General features: G+C 59.6%; 15 protein-coding genes. 11 read left to right on the top strand and 4 right to left on the bottom strand.

What is annotated here, in order from left to right; all coding sequences use genetic code 11:
• Positions 1 to 353 precede the first annotated feature (353 nt).
• From QM588_RS18345 to QM588_RS18330, 4 genes are all read left to right on the top strand, one after another.
• Positions 354 to 2,615, top strand: a complete 2,262-nt coding sequence (locus tag QM588_RS18345) for a hypothetical protein (protein ID WP_283315434.1) — start codon at positions 354 to 356, stop codon at positions 2,613 to 2,615.
• An 892-nt stretch (positions 2,616 to 3,507) separates the two neighbouring features.
• Positions 3,508 to 5,478, top strand: coding sequence for a type I restriction-modification system subunit M (locus QM588_RS18340; RefSeq protein WP_283315433.1), 1,971 nt, complete (start codon positions 3,508 to 3,510; stop codon positions 5,476 to 5,478).
• Positions 5,475 to 6,773, top strand: coding sequence for a restriction endonuclease subunit S (locus QM588_RS18335; protein WP_336620086.1), 1,299 nt, complete (start codon positions 5,475 to 5,477; stop codon positions 6,771 to 6,773). The genes QM588_RS18340 and QM588_RS18335 overlap by 4 nt, the downstream gene beginning before the upstream one ends.
• Before the next feature lie 2 nt (positions 6,774 to 6,775).
• Positions 6,776 to 9,886: a type I restriction endonuclease subunit R gene (locus QM588_RS18330; RefSeq protein WP_283315431.1), complete on the top strand. Its 3,111-nt coding sequence runs from the start codon at positions 6,776 to 6,778 to the stop codon at positions 9,884 to 9,886.
• Here the strand turns inward: QM588_RS18330 and QM588_RS18325 are convergent.
• Positions 9,883 to 10,359 carry a hypothetical protein gene (locus QM588_RS18325; RefSeq protein ID WP_283315429.1) on the bottom strand — a complete coding sequence of 159 codons (477 nt, stop codon included), beginning with the start codon at positions 10,357 to 10,359 and terminating at the stop codon, positions 9,883 to 9,885. The genes QM588_RS18330 and QM588_RS18325 overlap by 4 nt on opposite strands.
• 392 nt (positions 10,360 to 10,751) lie before the next feature.
• On the opposite strand from QM588_RS18325, the gene QM588_RS18320 reads away from it, so the two are divergent.
• Positions 10,752 to 12,485, top strand: coding sequence for an ATP-dependent nuclease (locus QM588_RS18320; protein WP_283315427.1), 1,734 nt, complete (start codon positions 10,752 to 10,754; stop codon positions 12,483 to 12,485).
• Positions 12,486 to 12,890: 405 nt separating this feature from the next.
• Positions 12,891 to 13,664, top strand: coding sequence for an 8-oxoguanine DNA glycosylase OGG fold protein (locus QM588_RS18315; protein ID WP_283315426.1), 774 nt, complete (start codon positions 12,891 to 12,893; stop codon positions 13,662 to 13,664).
• A gap of 66 nt (positions 13,665 to 13,730) precedes the next feature.
• Here QM588_RS18315 and QM588_RS18310 read toward each other — a convergent pair whose 3' ends face one another.
• Entirely contained in the window at positions 13,731 to 14,246 is a 516-nt protein-coding gene (locus QM588_RS18310; protein ID WP_283315425.1) for a hypothetical protein, read from the bottom strand.
• Between the two features lie 22 nt (positions 14,247 to 14,268).
• The gene (locus QM588_RS18305; protein ID WP_283315423.1) at positions 14,269 to 14,793 is read right to left on the bottom strand and encodes a hypothetical protein; all 525 of its coding nucleotides are present in this window, start codon (positions 14,791 to 14,793) and stop codon (positions 14,269 to 14,271) included.
• A 211-nt stretch (positions 14,794 to 15,004) separates the two neighbouring features.
• On the opposite strand from QM588_RS18305, the gene QM588_RS18300 reads away from it, so the two are divergent.
• Complete coding sequence (locus QM588_RS18300) at positions 15,005 to 15,727, top strand: hypothetical protein (protein WP_283315421.1); 723 nt, start codon at positions 15,005 to 15,007, stop codon at positions 15,725 to 15,727.
• Positions 15,728 to 15,745: 18 nt separating this feature from the next.
• Here the strand turns inward: QM588_RS18300 and QM588_RS18295 are convergent, their stop codons facing one another.
• On the bottom strand, positions 15,746 to 17,662 hold the full coding sequence (locus QM588_RS18295; protein ID WP_283315418.1) for a flavin-containing monooxygenase: 1,917 nt from the start codon (positions 17,660 to 17,662) through the stop codon (positions 15,746 to 15,748).
• Positions 17,663 to 17,845: 183 nt separating this feature from the next.
• On the opposite strand from QM588_RS18295, the gene QM588_RS18290 reads away from it, so the two are divergent.
• From QM588_RS18290 to QM588_RS18275, 4 genes are read left to right on the top strand one after another with little or no spacing between them, the layout of a single operon-like run.
• Positions 17,846 to 18,508: a nitroreductase family protein gene (locus QM588_RS18290; RefSeq protein WP_032384835.1), complete on the top strand. Its 663-nt coding sequence runs from the start codon at positions 17,846 to 17,848 to the stop codon at positions 18,506 to 18,508.
• A 25-nt stretch (positions 18,509 to 18,533) separates the two neighbouring features.
• Positions 18,534 to 20,096 carry a class I adenylate-forming enzyme family protein gene (locus QM588_RS18285; RefSeq protein WP_283315415.1) on the top strand — a complete coding sequence of 521 codons (1,563 nt, stop codon included), beginning with the start codon at positions 18,534 to 18,536 and terminating at the stop codon, positions 20,094 to 20,096.
• On the top strand, positions 20,093 to 20,719 hold the full coding sequence (locus QM588_RS18280; protein ID WP_283315413.1) for a TetR/AcrR family transcriptional regulator: 627 nt from the start codon (positions 20,093 to 20,095) through the stop codon (positions 20,717 to 20,719). The genes QM588_RS18285 and QM588_RS18280 overlap by 4 nt, the downstream gene beginning before the upstream one ends.
• The gene (locus QM588_RS18275) at positions 20,709 to 21,842 is read left to right on the top strand and encodes a serine hydrolase domain-containing protein (RefSeq protein ID WP_283315411.1); all 1,134 of its coding nucleotides are present in this window, start codon (positions 20,709 to 20,711) and stop codon (positions 21,840 to 21,842) included. Before QM588_RS18280 ends, QM588_RS18275 begins: the two co-directional genes overlap by 11 nt.
• The last annotated feature ends 1 nt before the right edge of the window (position 21,843 follow it).

The raw sequence follows: 21,843 nt of genomic DNA, 5'->3' as shown, positions 1-21,843 counted from the left end.
CACACACGGTGACGGGAACTTCGAATTCAGGTATGACGCGGAGAATGCACATCTGGTGATAGTGCTTCTGCACCAAGATCTGCGAGATGGGACACGCGAAGAGATCGAGGCCGCAATGGAATGCTCGACAACCCAGGTCGCTGTCATATGGATGAGTCCACCGCCAAAAACGTCACGAAAGAGAGCGAACAGACAACTTCGTAAGGCGATGAAGGACTTACAAGACGACGTGCGATGGATGCTCACTGGAGACCCCGGCAGTGAAGCTTCAGTGGACACGATGATTTCCATCGTCACCAGAACCCTTATCGATATCGCGGCTAGAAATCAGGAAGCGGAAGGAGGACCTTACAGTGAAGAGCGATAGAACCACCGAAGACGACCTGGTCGAGGCCGCCATCGTATGGGACGAAGACTTCATGCGCCGATCTCAGGACACCGGTGCTCTGCACCTACTTGGAGTTCTCGACCTACTGCCTAGCCATCTGCATCGTGACTCGGAGATAGCACAATTAAGCGCGAACCCCACCCACGCATCCGACCCTGAATCCCCGCTCTACAGAGCTGCTGAAGCCATTCGGATGGTATTCGACGGACGTCCGGACGAATCAGCTCGCTATCTCGATGACCTCGGCGAAGAAGGTACCCTCACTTGGCTGTTCGGGCGGCTGGTGCGTCTGTGGCTGGCCGATTCCCCGTCAGAAGGAGTAGAAGCTCTCGCAATTTACCTCGATACCACTTCAAGTGTATCTCAATCATTACGAGCCCGAATTCATCTGAAATTTATGTGGTGGACATTTGACTCCGGCGACATAAGAGTCGCCCAAAATCATTACGACAATGCTGTCAAGTACTCGACCGGAAATCTTCGAGTCGCTGTACGAACCCTAGGAAATTATTTCGGCAGAGATGCCTACTTCAATACCCGCAAGATCGACACAAGGCTGGTCACCTACCCCCACATAACACAGTCCATAACACAAGAAGCGCAACGCCAGCTGACCCGGTCGGTGGAAGACCAATTCAAGAGCCCATGGACGAAAACATGGGGCTCATCCGTAGTGCCGCACGTGATCGAGGCCGCAGAACTGAAAATTGGTTGGATCGGTGCAATGTGGCTGCTCAGTCCAGTCCAACGAACCAAAGCAGCGATCTTGCTTCGTAATGGGAGGACATCCGAGCATCGAATGCAGGCTCTATCCAACTGGACGCTGAGCGGTGGTGGGAGCCTGACCCGTATATTCCGGGACAGCGAGCAATACTTCACTGCTGAGAATCTTGAAAAAATGTTAGTCAAAGATCTTGCCCTAGGCGATAAGGTATTAGACCGTGGACATTGGTACAGCCTTTGTTTGGCGATCTGGGATGAGTTGCCGGATGCGGTTGTCGACCGGTTGATTGAGAATATAGAAATTACGGACCGAAGCGCCAGACAACACTCGGACATGTTGCCACTTTTCGGCGCTTTAGCCCAGACCGGCGGGGATAAGTGGCTACAGCGATATATGAATATGAACGAAAGGCAACGCGCGATAGTTATTGCGTACGTGCCATCCTCCGCATTGAGGTTTTTCCCCGAAGATTCTACTCTCAGTGTAATTCACGACTACCTTCGTAGCTTCTCTTCGCAGGAGACCCCAGATTCTGCGTACCAGAACCTCGTCTCCTTTGCTCTAGAAAGGGACATTGCTCAGGATTTCTTGCCTCAATTCCTAGACGTCCTTCCCGATGACGTTGCTCCGAATATTCAACTGCGTTACAAATTTCCTTGGCTGATGGCTGCGATCACCCCTGCAACCGAACGATCCCTCGTTACAGCTATCGATGCCATGAAGAACGACTTGTCCGACATAGAGCAGGGCATGTGGTCGCAGCGGACGCGAGACAGTCGGTTGCAAGCCGCCGTCTGTATGCTTGCACTTAACAGCATTGACGCCTCCGCAGTACAGCTTCTGACCGACACGGTCAGCCACCCCTTAGCCGTCTCCGACCAAACGCTGAACGCCATCCGTGCTTTGACGTGGCTCGCGGATGCAGACTTGATCAATCCAAATGACATTGATCCAGATCAGACATGGGCGACGCATCTGTCAGCCAGCCCACTGGACGAATTTTGGGACGGCCCTGGAGATTTTCGACTAGTGAATGTCGCGTTGTCGGGCCTGTTGGCGCGGTCACGATCTGAATACCTCCCCGCACTGATCGCAGGAGCCCGCGATCCAGATGTCCGTGTTCGCAAACTCGCAATCGAATCCCTCGAAGCTGTTGCCCGACGCTCATCCACCGATGTCGAACAAATCTCCACTGCCTACGATTCCGCGATAATTGGAGCCATATACGACCCCGAAGCTGCGGTTCAAATAGCCGGCGTTAACACCGCCGATCTGATTCGTGATCCCACACTGCGACGAGTCGCGTGGGCACGAATAATGGAAGTACTCCCGCTTTCCGTCCGAAACCTCCGACAAGCAATCACTGCAAGTGCCTCCAACCTGGCCGCCAGCAAGAACCAGCCGCAGGATCTCAAGCCGACTTCCGACCAAATCCTTACCGCGGCGAGCACGGACAGATCATTGTTGGTGAGACATGCGGCCAAAGAGTCGCCAAAGCTATGACGGTGGCATCGAGTAGCAGGGCCGCAGACGACGGGCCGAGCAGACATGCGATCTCAATTCTTCCTCGGCCGCTGGGTTGTGTCTGCTCCGCGACCGGTTGCAACCTACGACCGCAATGCGACTTCGCAGACTATCGCCGCGCTCTATTGGCAAGCAACCGCGACCATCGCACGGTCGACACTCGCCTAAGATTCACGGCCTCCCATGGGTCTCCAAGCCGCTGCGGCGCGGGCCTGCCCTCGCTGCAAACGGTCGTGGCTCACATGCAACATCCACCAATGCCGGAGGGAGAACTATCACCGAAAGCGCCGCCAATGACGCCTCGGAAAGCTCACCCCCTATCCAGTTTGAGACAATCGACCAGACCGCACACGCGGCCTGACCTCAACCCCGGCAGTCAACTGAACTCGGGGCAGTCCCTCTCACAACTAGACCTATAAGGAGGGCTACACCGGGCCCGAATTTATGGAAGCGTCGTCCCTCCCTCGAAACACTGCGCGTGAAGCTGCAAAACCTCGGCCTCACAGGCCCCACAGCGGCGACACTCCAGACCCAATCAACGCCCGTTACACGCGAGCGGAAGGTTGCCCAGCGAGCAGCGCATAGAGCGAAGTGGCCAAACCTTGTGGATCACGAGTGCCAAGTGCGGCTCTGCTGTAAGCCCGGGTCCTACGTCGTCGCGCCGCTGATCTTCGGCTGCCGCGCTGTCGACCTTGGCCTGAGAAAACGCCGAGTCGGACGCCGCAACCTCTTGAGTGAACGCGACACCGACCAAGAACAGCGCTCAACCCCTCGAATGAAACTGACGCCTCGCAGCTCGACACCTCCCCGCCCATGAACCCACGTGGGGGTAACTTTCATTGCAAACGTCTACAAGGAGACCGCACCACTGATGGCCAAGACCAACGCAGCCCTGATCTGGAGCATCGCGAACCTGATGCGCGGACCGTTCCAACCGAACCAGTACGGGGACGTGATCCTGCCGCTGACCATCCTGCGCCGCCTAGACTGCATCCTCGACCCCACCAAAGCAGCGGTCCTCGCCGAGTTCGAGAAGCGCAAGCAGACGAGTGTTGCACTCAAACCCTTCCTCACCGCGAAATCCGGTTACTCCTTCTACAACACCTCTAAATGGGACTTCGCGAAGCTGGCCGCAGACCCGGAAGGGTTGGCCGACAACCTTGTCGACTACATCGCTGGATTCTCCGCCAACGTCGGTGATGTGTTCGACGGATTCGGTATGGACTCGCTGATCGCGGACCTAGACAAGAAAAACCTCCTCTTCCTGATTGTCAAAGAGTTCGCCAACGTCGACCTGCATCCCAACGCAGTCTCCGCACACAACATGGGCTACATCTTCGAAGAACTGATCCGCAAGTTCGCCGAATCCAACAACGCCCAGGCCGGTGACCACTTCACCCCACGTGAAGTGATCCGCCTGATGGTCGAACTGCTCTTCCAAAACGACGACGAAGTACTAACCAAAGCCGGCATCGTACGGACCATCTACGACCCCGCCGCCGGCACCGGAGGCATGCTCTCGGTCGCCGACGAGCACCTGCACGACATGAACCCCAAAGCCCGCCTCGTGATGTACGGCCAAGAGATCAACGCTCGCTCCTACGCGATGTGCAAGTCCGACATGATCATCAAGGGCCAAGACATCGACAACATCTACCTCGGCAACACCCTCACCGACGATCGGTACTCAGGAAACACATTCGACTACCTACTCTCCAACCCGCCCTTCGGCGTCGAATGGAAATCAGCGCAAGAAGCAGTAGTCGAAGAACACGACAAGCGGGGACACGCGGGACGATTCGGGCCGGGCCTACCCAGGGTCTCAGACGGATCACTTCTGTTCCTCATGCACCTGATCTCGAAGATGCGCGCCCCACGTGACGGCGGCAGCCGATTGGCTATGGTCCTCAACGGATCCCCACTGTTCACCGGCGGAGCCGGATCGGGCGAATCGAACATCCGCCGCTGGATCATCGAGAACGACCTACTCGACACCATCGTTGCGCTGCCGGTCGACATGTTCTACAACACAGGCATCAGCACATACATCTGGATCCTCGACAACAACAAGCCCTCCGACCGCAAAAACAAGGTGCAACTGATCGACGGCTCGGCCATGTTCGGGAAGATGCGCAAGTCGTTGGGCTCCAAACGGAAAGAGCTCCGGCCCGAGGACATCACAACCATCGCCCAGCTCTACGTCGACCAGATCGACGATCCCGGCAATTCCGAAGCACCGTCACAGTCAAAGGTGTTTGGCTGTGAAGACTTCGGCTACTCGACCATCACGGTCGAACGGCCCCTACAACTGCGGTTCGAGCTCACCCCGGACAAGGTCGACGAAGTTCTCGCCCAGAAATCAATCGACAAGCTCAAGGCGGGGGAGCAGGCCGCCGTCCGCAATGCGCTGACCGGCCTTGTTGGCCGGGAGTGGGACGACCGTGGTGCCTTCGTGGGTGAATTGAAAGATGCGCTACGCACGGCCGGCATCACCAAGCCCAGTTCTCCACTAGTCAAAACACTCTGGTCCGCGATCGGCGAGCACGATGACAACGCGGTGATCTGCACCGACACAAAGGGCAACCCCGAACCGGACCCTGCGCTCCGGGACACCGAGAACGTACCGCTGACCGAGCATATCGACGAGTATTTCGCCCGCGAAGTCCTCCCGCACGTGCCGGACGCGTGGATCGACTACGACAAAACGAAAATCGGCTATGAGATCCCCTTCACCCGCCACTTCTACCAGTACATCCCGCCCCGCGACCTGGCCGAGATCAAATCCGACCTCCAAATCCTCGTTAAAGACATCACGGAAATGCTCGCCGGAGTTGGCGAATGAACTGGCCCGCATACCCTGCATACACAAAATCCGGCGTTGAATGGCTAGGGAACGTTCCGGAGTCGTGGAGTATCGCTCCGGTCCGGGCGGCGATGTACGAATCAGACGTGCGAAACGTTGGGGGGACAGACACGAACTATTTATCGCTTATGGCAAATATTGGAATGATCCCATACGCGGAGAAAGGTGACGTCGGCAACAAGAAGCCGGAAGATCTGTCGAAATGCAAGATCGTCAAACAGAACGATTTTGTAATTAACAGCATGAATTACCAGATTGGGTCCTATGGCGTTTCTAAGTACGACGGAGTTTGCAGCGCGGTGTATATCGTACTTCGGCACCAACCGGAGCTAGTTGAGCTGCGGTTCGCGCTTCGCATCTTCGAGACTCGTAGCTTTCAAAAATACGCGCAATCGTTTGGCAATGGCATCCTCGAACACCGGCGGGCTATTAGCTGGGACACGCTGAAAGGTCTCCGCATTGCAATACCGCCGCTATCCGAACAAAGAAGGCTGCTGAACTTCCTGGACCGAGAGACCGCAAAGATTGATGCGCTGATCGACAAGCAGAACCATCTGATCGCCACCCTGCGCGAGGACCGCACCGCCACCATCACCCACACCGTCACCAAAGGCCTCAACCCCGACGCCGAAATGAAGGACACCGGCGTGGAATGGCTCGGCGAAGTCCCACGTCACTGGTCGGTAAGCCGGTTCAGTAGGCACATCGCCATCAACGGCGGTCAGGTCGACCCACGATTGACTCCCTACCGCGACATGCCGCTTATTGCTCCAAACCACGTCGAGTCGCGGACTGGTGTGCTGATCGGTCTCGAATCCGCCGCAGACCAGGGTGCTGACAGTGGGAAGTACCTCGTTGATAGCGGGCAAATCGTTTACTCGAAAATTCGACCCAACCTGTCAAAGGCGGTGATTGCGCCCTGCAACTGTCTTTGCAGCGCAGACATGTACGCTTTATCGCCGGATCGACTTCGTTTTGAAACTGCTTTCGTTCTCCGAATGCTGTTGTCGAAACCATTCACTGACTACGTCGTCGATTCGTCCATGCGAGTAGCTATGCCAAAAGTGAACCACGATTCTTTGGGTGCTGCTCCCGTGTGGATCCCTCCGCTTGAAGAGCAACGCGCGATCATCACCCACCTTGACTCTGAATGCGCCAGGGTCGATACCTTGATCGCGAAAGCTGCCGAGGTCATCAAAACGCTGCGCGAATACAGATCCGCTTTGATCACGGCTGCTGTGACCGGCAAAATTGACGTGCGAGGGGCTGCGTAGCTATGGCTCAGCACAACGAGATTGAGTTCGAGCGGGAAATCTGTGAGCATCTCGCCGCCTACGGTTGGCTGTACTCCACCAACGATTCCGGATACGACCGAGAACAGGCGCTTTTTCCCGAGGATGTCTTGGGGTGGCTGGCCGACACACAACCCGATCAGCTGGCCAAGCACCTCAAACCGGGATTGACAGGTGCGCCGCTTCAGACCGCGAAGCGCGGTGTGTTGCAAGCCCTGGTCAAGACCCTCGATGCCGATCCAGCGAAGGACGGCGGCACCTTGTCGGTGCTGCGGCGCGGATTTCGACATATCAATGCTCAGTTCTCGATGTGCCAATTCGCGCCCAACACCATGCTGAACGCGACCACTGCCGAGAAGTACGCGAAGGTGCGGCTACGAGTGATGCGGCAGGTGCACTACTCGACGAGCTGCAACAACAGTATCGATCTGGTGTTCTTCGTCAACGGATTGCCTGTTGGTACGGCGGAACTCAAGACCGATTTCACCCAGAACATCACTGACGCGGTCCTGCAGTACAAAAACAATAGGCTTCCGAAAGGTGAGCCGCTGCTGGCGTTCGGATCGCGCGCGCTGGTCCACTTCGCGGTGTCCAACAGCGAGGTGGAGATGTCCACCAAGCTGGCCGGGCCGAGCACGGTGTTCTTGCCGTTCAACCGTGGCAACAGCCACCACAAAGGCAACCCGGCCAACCCCAATGGATCCCCCACCGCGTACCTCTGGGAGACGATCCTGCAGCGCGACACGTGGCTGGACATCCTCGGCCGGTTCATGCATCTGGAGATCCGCGACAGCGTCGACCCGATCACGGGCAAGAAGACGCGGAAGAAGACGATGCTGTTCCCGCGGTATCACCAGTGGGAGGTCGTCACCCGCCTCGTCGAGGCCGCTCGCGCCGAGGGACCCGGCCACAAGTATCTGATCCAGCATTCGGCGGGGTCCGGTAAGACCAACTCCATTTCCTGGCTGGCGCACCGCCTTTCGGGGTTGCACAACGCGGCCGATTCGAAGGTGTTCGACTCGGTCATCGTCGTGACCGACCGGACCGTCCTCGACTCTCAGCTGCAGGAGGCGATCAAGCAGATCGACAAGGTACATGGCGTCGTCGCTCACATCGACGGGCTCGGTGGCTCGAAGTCGAAGCTACTCGCTGATGCTCTCGCGGCGCGGACTCCGATCATCATCGTCACCATCCAGACGTTCCCGCATGCCTTGGAGGCGATCGCCGACCGCACCGAACTGGCATCGCGCTCGTTCGCGATCATCGCCGACGAGGCACACTCCTCCCAGGCCGGCGAAGCGTCGAAGCGGCTCAAGGACGTGCTCTCACCGGGCGAGTTGGCGGAGCTGGCCGACGGCGGTAACTACGACACGCAGGACGTGATGGCTGCGCAGATGACTGCTCGGGCCTCGACCCCGAACGTTTCGTTCTTCGCGTTCACCGCGACCCCGAAGGGCAAAACCCTGGAGCTGTTCGGACGGCCCGGCCAAGATGGGCTTCCGGCTCCGTTTCACCTGTACTCGATGCAGCAAGCGATCGAGGAGGGCTTCATCCTCGATGTGCTGACCAACTACACCCCGTACAAGACCGCGTTCCGTCTCACCCACAATGGCCGTGCTTACGAAAGCGATACCGATCGCACGGGCGGGACTGTCGCGGTCACGACCGACGGGCCGGCCGATGAGAATTTGGTCGACAAGTCTGCGGCGATCACGTCGGTGATGAACTGGGTCAAGCTGCACCCGACGAACATTTCCCAGAAGGTGCAGATCATCGTTGAGCACTTCCGGGCGAACATCGCTTGGCGGCTCGACGGCAAGGCCAAAGCGATGGTGGTTACCTCTTCACGCAAAGCTGCTGTGCGGTACAAGGTCGCGTTCGACAAGTACGTCGCCGAGCACGGCTACATCGACGTCGCCGCATTGGTCGCGTTCTCCGGGGAAGTCATCGACGCCGATTCCGGGCCGGACAAGCTGACCGAGACCTCGATGAATCCGGGGCTTGAGGGCCGGGATCTGCGCGATGCGTTCGATACCGACGACTACCAGGTGATGTTGGTGGCCAACAAGTTTCAGACCGGTTTCGATCAGCCATTGTTGGTGGCGATGTACGTGGACAAGAAGCTTTCCGGCGTGGCAGCTGTGCAGACACTATCCCGCTTGAACCGGACCCTGCCTCCGAAGAAGGATCAGACGTTCGTCCTCGATTTCGCCAACGATCCGAAGGACATCGTCCACGCGTTCGAGCCGTACTACGAGGCCACCACGCTGTCCGGGGTGACCGATCCGAACATCATTCACACGCTGGCCAGCAAGCTGGACATGGCTGCGATCTACACCGACAGCGAGGTCACCGGGTTCGCGGACGCGTTCGTGGAGGGCAAGGGAAACAACGCCTTGACTCAGTGGATCACCCCGGCTCGTCAACGCTTCCGCGACGGTGAACACCAGGCGGTCGGCAACAAAGATCAGACTGCACGCGACGAGCTGGACATGTTCCGCAAGGACGTCTCGACCTACATCAAGCTCTATGACTTCCTCTCCCAGATCGTCGACTACGAAGACCCGCAGCTCGAATCCCGCTCACGGTTCCTCAAGCATCTGGCCCCGACGATCACCAGCGAGCAGATCAACCACGAAATCGACCTGTCGACAGTCCAGTTCGACTACATCGACCAGCACAAACAAGCCACCGCGCAGAACAAGCTCACGGGGGAGGCCACTGTCGATCCGATGCGTGAGGCCGGCAGCGGCACCGTGCGCGATCCCGAGTTGGTGCGGATCGAGGAGGTGATAACTAAAATCAATGACCTATTCTCAGGAGAGCATACTCAGGCGGATACTCGCGCGGTTGTCACCCATATCCGGGACAAACTGACAGGGAACGAAACGCTTCGAGAACAGGCTCAGGCGAATTCACTTGCACAGTTCTCGGCAAGCCCCGATATCAGCTGGGTCTTTACCGGAGCCGTGATCGAAGCCATGAAAGCGTCTGAGGACCTTTCGGGGCAGATCTTATCTAGCGAAACCATTTCTCGGACGTTGCTAGACGAGCTGCTACCTGGAATCTATCGAGCGCTCCAGAAAGTTACTTAGTCGGAATCGATACACTTTTCGCTTAACCCGGGGAGATCAGTGGGGAGTTTAAATTGGCCCGCGCCGTACGGGTCGAGTCGCGTCGTCCTGGCATGTCCCCAGTAAACGGAGGTATCTCGCTTTGGAATCTTGTTGCCCAGCAGCATGCCCGAGCGATTGCGTCCGCCGCTGACGACGGTGATACCCGGGGCCGGGTGTAATTCGAGTATTGCCTTCGGACCGATACCCCGGAAGCCGGCCACACCGATGGACGTCAGGAGCGCGCCGACCGGCTCTTCGACAGTCCTGTCGGCCGATGACTCGGGAACGTGGGGCGTCGAGACGCCGTCGAGCAGTTCTCGCAGTGCCGTCGGCCCTTCGAGGGCTGCGAGCACGTAGTACATCACGTCATCGGACACGTCTGTGTCCTCGTCGATGGCGTCAATCGCCGCGTCGACGAGTGGCCTGTCGACAGCATTGACGGCAACGGTCACCGGCACTCCTATGTTCGTTCTGATGGCTAACCACACCCCACAGTTCCATATGGGACCGACAGTTCGCAGGGACATCGAAAACGCCACCGAATGTGTCGGTACCCGATGCTTCGATGGCAGGATGTCACGACTCGATGAGGGTTTCCCGCCGCCCACGGCCTGTGTGCAGTGGTGTCAGCACCGCAGCTACGACCTGCACGTCCTCGACGACAGTACGGCCAAAGCGATCTAGAAATTCTCCGCTTCACATACAGTCAACAGATGAAAGAAATCTGTTCGGATGACTCCGAGCCCACGAACTGCGGTAAAACGCATGACAGCGTAAGCCGACAAGCGCCAGCGCTACTTCAAAAGATCGACAGAAAAGAAACTGCGAATAAAGGGGCACGAGCGTGATATCGAGGATTCGTCTAATCTCCTACAAAGGTTTTAACGATTTCACTATCCGCTTTGCAAGCACATCATTACTGATCGGCCCAAACAATGCAGGCAAGAGTACCGCCATAGGCGCACTTCGCCTTTGCGCCGCACTTCTACACCATGCAAAACGACGAAAACCAAACGAAACTAGATTTGACCAGAGACGAGATAGAAGCGTATTTGTATACCCAATAAGCATAACACCGGTAAAATTCTTCGACGAAAACATCCGTCACGAGTTTCAGCCAATAGAAACTAGAATTGAGCTGCATTTCAAGAACAAGTCTGCTCTATACGTCGTGTGGCCTGAAGACGAGGCAGGATATTTCTACCTTGAGCATATTCCTGGAGCCCAGCCACCAAGCTTGGCTGTTGCACGTCGCGACTACTCGACCATTGGGGTTGTTCAAACTCTCAATCCGCTTGAGCACCAAGAATCCGTTCTTAGCGAACTTCACGTGCGTGAGAATCTTGGCACTCGACTTGCGAGCAAGCATTTTAGAAACCAGCTATATCAAGTAGACGCGGAGTCAGAAACTGAATTTGCAGAGTTGAAGCGTTATCTCGTTGATAGGACACCCGAGATCGCGTCTCTGGACCTCGCAGTCACTCATGCCGACGCTCGACAGCTCGATCTGTACTTCAGAGAAAATAATAGCAAGGTAGAAAAGGAGATCTACTGGGCGGGAGACGGTCTTCAAATTTGGCTTCAGTTATTGTTTCACATCTGGCGGCATGAGAAAGTGCAAACCTTGATTCTGGATGAGCCTGATGTCTATCTGCATCCGGATTTGCAGCGCCGTTTGGTCTCCTTGCTCGAAGATTTAGGCTCCCAGGTAATTCTAGCTACACACGCACCCGAAATGCTGGCGGAAGCGAATAAAGAGTCCGTAATACTTATTGATAGAAACCGTCGAACCTCGAAGAGAATCACCGACAGCTCTGCCTTGTCGGAAATTAACGACTCTCTAGGATCCGGTTTCAACCTGAGACTAGCTAAAGCTCTGCAATCAAAAGTAGCATTGTTCGTCGAGGGCAAGGATATGAAGATTCTGTCGAATCTTGCGAAAAAGCTGGACGCAAAAAAATTGGGTAATGAACGTGGGGTAACGGTTGTTCCAATGGGTGGTTCGTCGAAGTCGGATCTTGCTAAGTCATTTGGTTGGCTGAACCGGACCGTACTGGACTCTTCGGTTCAAGTTTACGTCGCACTCGACCGCGACTTCATGAGTGACAACGAAGTCGCGATAATTCTTGAGGGTTTCGCCAAAGAGGACGTCAGAGCACACGTCTGGCAGAGAAATGAGATTGAAAGTTACCTAATTAGCGTTCCTACCATTTCCAGGATTTCGGGGATAGAAATTGAGACAATACATCTATTCCTGGACGAGACGACATCCGAGCTTCGTGAAAAAACTTTCGGTCAGTTCTTGAGCGCATTTGAAGCTCGAGCACGAGGATCTGGAAAGAACATCGTTACCTTACATACTGAGGTAACGGCTTTTTTCAACGAAAACTGGCAATCAACTCAGTGGCGCCTGGAGCGTAGCCCGGGCAAAGAGGTCCTAGCCGGCATAAATCGACGAATACAGAGCAACGGGGGAACAGCCGTAAGCCCGCGTTCGTTGTCGTCGTCCATATACCGCCGCGAGATTCCGGACGAGCTCAGGGACTTCCTCCTTGAAATCGAAAGCCTGCTGACATAGGCCGATGGCAGGCGTAGCTCATCACTCGCGAAATAATGCACCCGCACCTCGACCAGCGAACCGCCAAAAGTCCGTGACCACTGACTTGTCGGGTATCGAAGGCATTCTTTACAGCCGGCATATGGAGCGCCCTAGTCATAAAGTAATAAGTGCATCCTACTAACGAGAGCCATAATCTAGCTCTCCAGCTTCACGAACGCGTCTCGGCTGGCACTCACCCAGGTTTCTGACATCACCACCACGTCTACGAGTGGCCTGTCGACAGCATTGTCGGCAACGGTCACCGGCACTCCTATGTTCGTTCTGATGGCTAACCACACCCCACAGTTCCATATGGGACCGACAGTTCGCAGGGACATCGAAAACGCCACCGAATGTGTCGGTACCCGATGCTTCGATGGCAGGATGTCACGACTCGATGAGGGTTTCCCGCCGCCCACGGCCTGTGTGCAGTGGTGTCAGCACCGCAGCTACGACCTGCATGTACTCGACGACGGTGTGGAGGTGGACCTGGATTGGTGGAACGGCCACCTCGACCGGGCAGGACACGATCTTCGGCTGCGCGGCCGCAACCTCGACGGCGAGATCGTCGAGTACGGCGGCGCAACTGTTCAGCGCAACGATCTTCGAATCGGCACCGATCTGGCTACGGGCGAACACGATTCGCTCGGCCTGTTGTTTCTCTGCGCAGCCTGGCAGAGCAGTCACCGGCACCGCAGGGCTATGCGGCGATTCCCGGACGTCATGAACCCGCACCTCAGCCGTCCCGACGAGAACCCCGTCGCCAAGACTCTCGCTGTGCTCGACAGCTGCGTCCGCAACCGCGCAGTGCCCGACCATCCAAACTCGACCTGGTCCGGTTGGCCCGACGCACCGGGCGTCGGAATGTCGCTCATGGCGACGTTCCTGTGGGCGGTGAAAGCGTCGGTCTACGGCGGACCGGCTCAACTGATCGACCAATACGGAGTCTCCACCCTCATCCACGAAGGATGGCTCGAAGACCCGTCCGTCACCGGATTCACTCGTCGTCGCTACGACCGCTACGTCGAACTCATCACCGCATGGGCCACCGACATCGACACCAGCCCTGAACTCGTCGAAATGTGGCTCGTGCAGCGCTGGAGCGCCCGACTCAACGAAGCACGACACGGTCGCTACACAGCACCCACGTTGTTCTGAGTCACCTTGCAATTCATAGTGATACGAGCATGAAACTTTTCGCAGTACGGCGACCAATGCCACACATCATGGCACCAACAGCACACCCAAGCCGGGGATCAGAGCGTTCGACGCATCGGGATTCTCGCGGTCGTGGGTCACCGTTACGAACACCGGACCCGCACCCGTTCGAGCTGTCACCTCGGTCGGCAGGCGGTAAGCCTGCGGACCACCCTGATTGGCCGGCTGAGTCCGATCGATCTCGTCGTTCCAGTGCCGCAAGCCGGCGGAGCCTGCCTCACCGGTGGACAGGTTGCGCCAGTTGACCGTCAGATGCCGGTAAGCGAACTGGTAGTAGTACGGCCGGATGTCGGCGGCCGAGAAACGCACCTCACCCGGCTTCTCCCCGACCACCGCGCGAATCGGAATGGTCTGGATCAGCCCGCCGGGAACGCCCGCAGGGACGAATTCAGGCCCCGTGATGACAGGCACCTGCAGTACCGACTCCTGCGGCGCAGCGGTTGCAGTTCCGGCACCTACGCCGAAGGCCAGGGGGACGGACAGCGCCAGGGCGGCGACTCCGCATCGGATCGATGTCCTCATCGATTTCCTTTCGTAGGTGCGCTCAGGGCACGTAAATCAAGCCTTTGCCCGGGATCAGAGTGTCGGCGTACGGCGCACTGTCGTAGTACTCGCGGTAGTGCGTCACGGTGATCTCGACCCAGCCACTACCCGTGGGCAGCGCGACCTCGAGTGGTAACTGTTCTGCGCGCAGCGGCGGGAGGTCGTTCGGCGGGCCCGGGTTGGGGTTGTCCTGCCAGTGCCGCAGTCCTACGGTTCCACGAAACCCGATGTCCCAGTTCCGCCAAGTCACACCGAGACTTCGGTACGGATACTGGTCTGCATACGGCGCGATATTCGCCGCGGACAACAGCAGAACACCCGGCTCGGTCCCGACCGTGGCCTTCATCGGAATGGTCTGAAACAACCCACCGGGCACCGCACCGGGCGCGATCTGAAAACCGGTCACTACTGGAACCTGCAGCAGCGTGCTCTGCGGCGCTGCCACAGCCGTTCCCAGGCCGATGCCGAGCATCAACGGAACTGTCAGTGCGATCGATACGACCGCTCGCCGGAACGTCTTTCGCATACCGCACGCCTTCCGCTCATGTCGCACAATGGAATACCGGTTCGCTCGGGGCACCGGACCACTCATTCGAGCCCGAACTTGAAACATCGAGCGCTGCTCGAGCCGTTACCCGACCCACCCTCGCAGCCACCGCGACAAAAGGACCACTCGTATACCGATTCGTGACGGGGTCGTGACACGAAAGACGTTAACAGACCACTTGGCCCGTTCGATGAATTGGGCAGAGGTGCTGCACTCGGCAGCCACCGGTGAGGACGAACGAATGAGTCGAGTCCGCAGAGTCGTGGCCACGTGCGCACTGATCGCCGCTACCGGTTTCGCAGCCATCGCCTGCGGATCCGAGCAACCCACCGGAACCGAGTCCCCGCCCACCACCAGTGCAGCCGCAGCGCCGTCGGCCAACGGCTACACCGACTCCGACGGAGGCAGCGGCCCCGGGCCCACCGGTGAAACTCCTGACGTGACTGGGCTACCGACCATCCCCGTCGAGCAAGGCATTCCCGCTGTGCCACCTGCCCCGAATCGCGACGACGTCAACGTCGATGCCCGCGATTACGAACAACCCGGCGGCCAGTACTTCTTCCAGTCCCCCAGCGGCAACGTGTTCTGCGGCTTCAACTCGTACAACGCACCCGGAACCATTGTGGGCTGTCAAGTGCGTTACTCGGTGCCGGGAAACACCGGGCGCGAGTGCTCCAATGCCGCGAACAACACCTACGGGGTGAAGATCAACCAGGACGACACCGTCGAACAGATCTGCACCAATCAGGGCATCTTCGTCGGAGACCCGAACAACGGCGAACCGCGAGTACTCGAATACGGCCAGGTCGTCGGAGTGACCGGCACCTTCTGCCGCTCCACCGAAGCCGGCATCGCCTGCTACAGCGGCGACCACGGATTCGCCATCTCCCGCGACATCAACATTGCTTTCTGACAACACTTTCCGAGCGAACTAGGCCCGACTGGGCTCGGTGACGAAGTCGTCCAGATCGGCCCGCCGCGTCATCTCCCAGTAGTCGACGATGCGCCATGGCAGCGTCGAGACCACACGTCCGGCGTCGTTGCGGTACCAGTTGTCCATGCCGCCGTGCGACCAGATCATCTTCGCGTGCGCCTCGTCGTGCTTGCGGACGTACTCCGCTTCCACATCCGCCTTGCACTCGATGGCTCCGATTCGCTTGTCCACCATGTCGATCAACACATCGACGATGTAGCGCACCTGACATTCCGCGATGGTGATGTAACTGCCCCCGTGACCCAGTACCGTTCCGGGACCGCAGGTGATGAAGAAGTTCGGGAAGTCCGGGACAGTGATGCCGAGATATGCGTGCGCATCCTCCGGGCCCCAGATATCGCGAATGGACTCCCCCGATCGTCCGCGCACGTCGATCGGCGTCAACAGCTTGTGGGTCTCGAAGCCCGTCGCGAGAATCACTACATCGACCTCGGTCTCCGAACCATTCTGCGCAACAACCGATTTAGCGGTGATGGACGAGACTGCATCGGCGATGAGGGTGACGTTGTCGCGCTTGAGGGCGGCGTACCAGCCGTTGTCGAGAAGCATCCGTTTGCCGAAAGGCGGGTAGTCGGGAAGCGACTTTTCGATCAGGTCGGGCCGACCCTCGAGCTCGGCTTCGATGTAGCGGGTGAAGACGCGTCGATGCGCGTCGTTCATCGGGTTGATCGAGCGCTGCGGATGCTCCCACTCGGGATCGACCTGCAGCGAGCTGTGCACACGATCGTTGAAGTTCCAGGCCAGCCTGGTCCGGTACCACAGCCGATACAGCGGAACGACGTCCATCAGGTAGTTGGCGTCATCGCCCATCTCGGTGAAGTACACGTCGCTCGACGACACCCACTGCGGCGAACGCTGAAACACCGTCGCATGCCCCACCGTCGACGCGATGGCCGGCAGCACCTGCATGGCACTGGCCCCGGTTCCGACGATGGCGACGCGCTTGCCGGTCAGATCCAGATCCGCCGGCCAGTTCGCGGTATGGAAGATCGGGCCGTCGAACGACTCGAGCCCGGGAATGTGGGGCACCTTCGGCCGATTGAGCTGACCGGTCGCGGTGATCACCACGTCGGCGGTCAGGGTTTCGCCATCGACGGTACGGACGGTCCAGCCCTGTCGCTGCGCGTCGTATTCGGCGGTCGCTACCTCGGTGTCGAAGCGAATACGTTGCCGCAGATCGTGTTCGGAGGCGACGTCGCTGAGGTACTGCCACACCTCGTCGCGCTTGCCGAAGTGGGTGCTCCAGGCCCGCGGCGCGAAGGAGTAGGAGTACAGGTGACTGGGGGTGTCGACACCCGCACCGGGGTAGGTGTTCTCGAACCAGCCGCCGCCCACGTCGGAGTTTTTCTCGAGCACAACGTGGCTGATGCCCGCTTCGTGCAGCTTGATGGCGGCGAGCATCCCCGAGACGCCGGCACCGATCACGATGACCGACAGATCGTTCGGAGCAGCCACCGGAGTGTCCGAGGCGGTGAAGCCCATGTCCTCGGCGACCATGACGCCGAACTCGGGAGGAACCTGCTCACCGACGGCCACGCTGATCATCTCGACCAGGTGCTCCGAATCGGGCGAGGGCACCGCCATGGGCGCACCCTCGTGGAACGCGCAGATCGCGTCGAGCGCCGCAGATCGGATGCGGTCGGCAACTGCGTCGTCGAATCCGCCCGTGTCGTTGTTGTCCATGCCCCGACTGCGCGTGGGGCGATACGGATCGGCGAGCCACATGGGATCGCCGGTCAACTGATAGAGCACCGCCACCAGCGTGGGCAGGTTGGCTGCGGTGAGAGCCCGCGAGAGCCGGTCCCGATCGACCCCACCCACGGTTTCCACTGCCGTTGCTGCGTCTGTGGACACCGGTACCTCCTGTTGCGCGCTGCTCCATCCGACTCCGACAGCTCAACTAACCACGGTTAGGCAATTTCGCGCAAGGGATTCGCGATCTCGAAATTCACAGCACATCGAGCCTTGACAATGTGGCCCACGCCACACGATGCTTCATGGCACTACCTAACAGCGGACAGGCGAAGGGACACACCCATGGAACTCACCGAGGCGATGCGCACCACCGGCACCTGCAGGCGGTACCTCAGCGATCCTGTTCCCGACGAGGTGTTCAAGGCCGCGTTCGACGTCGCCCGCTTCGGCCCGCAGGGCGGCAACCGACAGCCCGTGCGATGGATCGTCGTGCGCGACGCCGCCCGCAAGCAGGCCCTCGCCGATCTCTACCTCCCGATGTGGGACGCCTACTTCGCCGGCATCACCGGCGGAACCGTCGCCGTCGGCGCATTGCCCAAGACCGTGCAGGACGCCGACTACTTCGCCCGCCACCTCCACGAGGTACCCGCCATCGTGGTGGTCTGCGCCGCGTTGGACGGACTGCACCCCACCGACCACGAACTCGGCCGACTCTCCGTCGTCGGCGGCGCATCCATCTACCCCACCGTGCAGAACCTGTGCCTGAGTCTGCGCGACCAGGGTGTCGCGACCGCGGTGACGACTTTGCTGTGCCACGAGGAGCCCGCTATTCGCGAACTGCTCGGGATCCCGGACGACTACATCACCGCCGCGCACATCGCCGTCGGTTATCCCGAGAAGTCGTTCCCGCGCAGGCTCACTCGCGATCCCGTCGAACAGATCGTTGCGGCAGAGACGTTCTCGCAGCCGATGTTCGAGTCCGCTGCACTCTCCCCCGCCCTTTAATAGCTAGCACCTCGAGGAGTCCGCCGTGCCCGGTACTGCCATCCACCACCGCTCCCCCATCGGCCGCGCCACCATCGGCGATCAGCTGCGTCGCCATGCACGCACGCAGCCGAACAAGGTCGCGTTCATCAGCTACGCGGCGGACGGCACCCGCGAGGTCACCTCGTACGGCGAACTGGATTCTCGCGCAAACCAGTTCGCCAATCTGCTGGTCGATCTCGGCGTGACCTCGGGCGACCGCGTCGCATCGATGGCACGTAACAGCGTCGACGTGGTGGTGGCGTACTACGGCACGCTCAAAGCGGGTGCGGCCTTCACCGGCATCAACGTGATGTATCGCGCGGCCGAGGTGAAGCACCAACTCGAACACGCGGAACCGACTGTGGTGGTGGCCGATCCGGCCTACGCCGAGATCATCTCCTCGGTGAAGCCGGAGACCACCACCCTGGTGACCTTCGGTACCGAATACGCCGCACTGACGGCGAACACCCCGTCCACCGAGCCGGACGTCGACATGGACGAGAACGACGTCGCGATGGTCATCTATACCTCCGGAACCGAAGCAGCTCCCAAGGGCGTGATGATTCCGCACCGCAACTTCCTGATCTCCACCGCGCCCGCATGGAGCTGGGGCCTGCGCACCGGACCGGAGGACACCTGGCTGTTCGTCATGCCGTTCCACACCATCGCCGGACTCGGCTCGATGACGACCCTGACGCTGATGGGTGCCACCCTCGTACTGCCCGCGACGGTCGATCCGGCTCAGTCACTGCGCATCATCGCTGCCGAGAAGATCTCCGTCATCGCGCAGACGCCGACGTTCTATCTGGCCCTGGCCCGTGACGAGCAGTTCGGCCCCGAGACCGTCAGCCAGGTCCGGCGCTGCCTCACCTACGGTGGCCAGGTGTCACCGCACACGATCAGCGCCTGGGCCGCCGCCGCACCCGAGGCTATCTGGGGCACCTACTGGGGACAGTCGGAACTCTCGCAGCTCGGTTCGGTCGGCTGGTTCACGACCCTCGACGACATTCCCGACGGCGACGCGTCGTGGATCGGGAAGCCCGTCACCCACCTCGAGATCAAGGTGGTCGACCCCGCGGGCAACGAGAGCGAGATCGGCGAATTGCTCTGCCGCACTCCATCGGTGATGCTCGGCTACTTCAAGGACCCCGAGCGTACCGCCGAGGTGTTCCGAGACAGCTGGGTGCACACCGGCGACATGGTGCGCATCGACGCCGACGGCAACCTGTTCTTCTACGATCGGATGAAGGACATGATCAAGTCGGGAGGGATGAACGTGTCGTCGCAGGAAGTGGAACGCACCATCCACACGCACCCGGATGTGCTGCGTGCCGCCGTCGTCGGAGTACCCGACCCGTACTGGTCCGAGGCCGTCACCGCCTTCGTCATCGCCCGCGACGGGGTGACCGCCGACCCGGCCGCGATCATCGAGTACTGCCGCACCGAGTTGGCGTCGTACAAGGCACCGAAGTCGGTACACATCGTGGCCGAACTGCCCGTCGATCCGCAGGGCAAGATCCTCAAGCGTGAACTGCGACTGCTGGCGGCGGTCGAGGAAACGGTATGACGCAGCCGGCCGATGTGAGTCCACTGCCTCGTCAGGCTCGTACGCGTCAACGGCGAGAGGACATCGTCGCCAATGCCGCGAATATCTTTGCGCGTGAGGGCTACTCGAACGTGGGGATGCGCGATATCGCCGACGCCGTCGGTATCAAGGGTGCCAGCCTCTACCACCACTTCCCGTCCAAGGAAGATATCCTCTTCGCGATCTGTCTGACGGTCACGCAGGAACCGGCCGAGGAGAACCTGCCGCTGCTCGACGCGGCCGGAACCCCGACCGAGCGCCTGTCGTCTCTGGTGCGTGCGCACCTGGTGCATCTGAACCGGCGACGGGTGGAGTACATCGTCGGCCTTCACGAGTTGGCCTCGCTGACGCCCGAGCATCGCACTGTCATCGAGGACTACCGCCGCCAGTATCAACGACGCGTCCGCGATGTCATCACCGCCGGAATGCGCAGTGGTGAATTCACCGTCCCGGATGCACGATTGGCGTCGTTCGCCCTGACCGACATGCTCAACGGCATCAGCAACTGGTTCCACGACGGCGGCGAGCTGAGCATCGAGGACGTTGCCGACAACTACGTCGACTTGGCCGTTCACCGCATTCTGGGGGCATCACATGACAATTGACGGTCACTGCGACCCCGAATTCGCGGCGGTGCGCGACGCACTCGCCGCCAATGTCGAGAGCGGAGCCGAACTCGGCGCGTCGATTGTGGTCGACATCGACGGCCATACCGCTGTCGACCTCTGGGGTGGCTACCGCGACACCGAGCGCCGGCTGCCGTGGGAGTCGGACACGATCACCAACGTGTGGTCGACCACGAAAATGGTGACGTGCCTGGCGGCGTTGATGCTCATCGAGCGTGGCGTGCTCGATCCGGATGCGCCGGTCGCGACGTACTGGCCCGAGTTCGCAGCGGCAGGTAAGCAGGACATCGCGGTCCGGAACCTGCTGTCGCACACCTCCGGAGTCTCGGGATGGGACAGGCCGTTCAGCGAAGAGGACCTCTACGACTGGGACCTCTCGACCTCACGTCTGGCTGAGCAGGCTCCGTGGTGGGACTCGCGCACCACGTCGGGGTATCACGCAGCCAGCCAGGGGCACCTGATCGGCGAAGTGGTTCGGCGCGTCACCGGAAAGCCGTTGCGGCAGTTCGTCGCCGATGAGATTGCTGGTCCTCTCGGTGCCGACTTCCAGATCGGTGCCGCCGAGGCTGACTGGGATCGGATCGCCGATGTGGTTCCGCCGCCCCCGCCCACCGACGACGCTGTGCCCGATCCGACGATGGTGCGTCGCAAAACGTTCCTCGGGCCGTTGGTGCAGGCCTCGTCCGCGAAGACCGCTGCATGGCGCGGCGCGGACATGGGCGCGTTGAACGGGCACGGAAATGCACGATCGGTCGCGAGAATCCTGTCGGTCATCTCCCGAGGCGGCACCGTGGACGACATACGACTGCTGAGCCCGGAGACCATCGACACGATCTTCGAGGAGCAATCGAACGGACTCGATCTGGCACTGGGCATTCCGTTGCGCTTCGGCCTGGGCTTCGCTCTGCCACAGAAGGAATCGATGCCTTACATCCCCGACGGCAAGATCTGCTTCTGGGGAGGTTGGGGCGGATCGCTCACCGTTCTGCACCCGGAGTCGAAGCTGACCGTCTCCTACGTCATGAACCGAATGGGGCCCGGAATCATCGGCTCGGACCGCGCGGAGCAGTACGTCCGGGCGGTGTACGAGGCGATGGTCTGAC

It is taken from the genome of Rhodococcus sp. IEGM 1354 (genome assembly GCF_030056855.1).
In the GTDB taxonomy this organism is placed as follows: domain Bacteria; phylum Actinomycetota; class Actinomycetes; order Mycobacteriales; family Mycobacteriaceae; genus Rhodococcoides.
The sequence above is the reverse complement of the archived record's forward strand: the minus strand, read 5'-3'. Positions and strand labels throughout refer to the sequence as shown.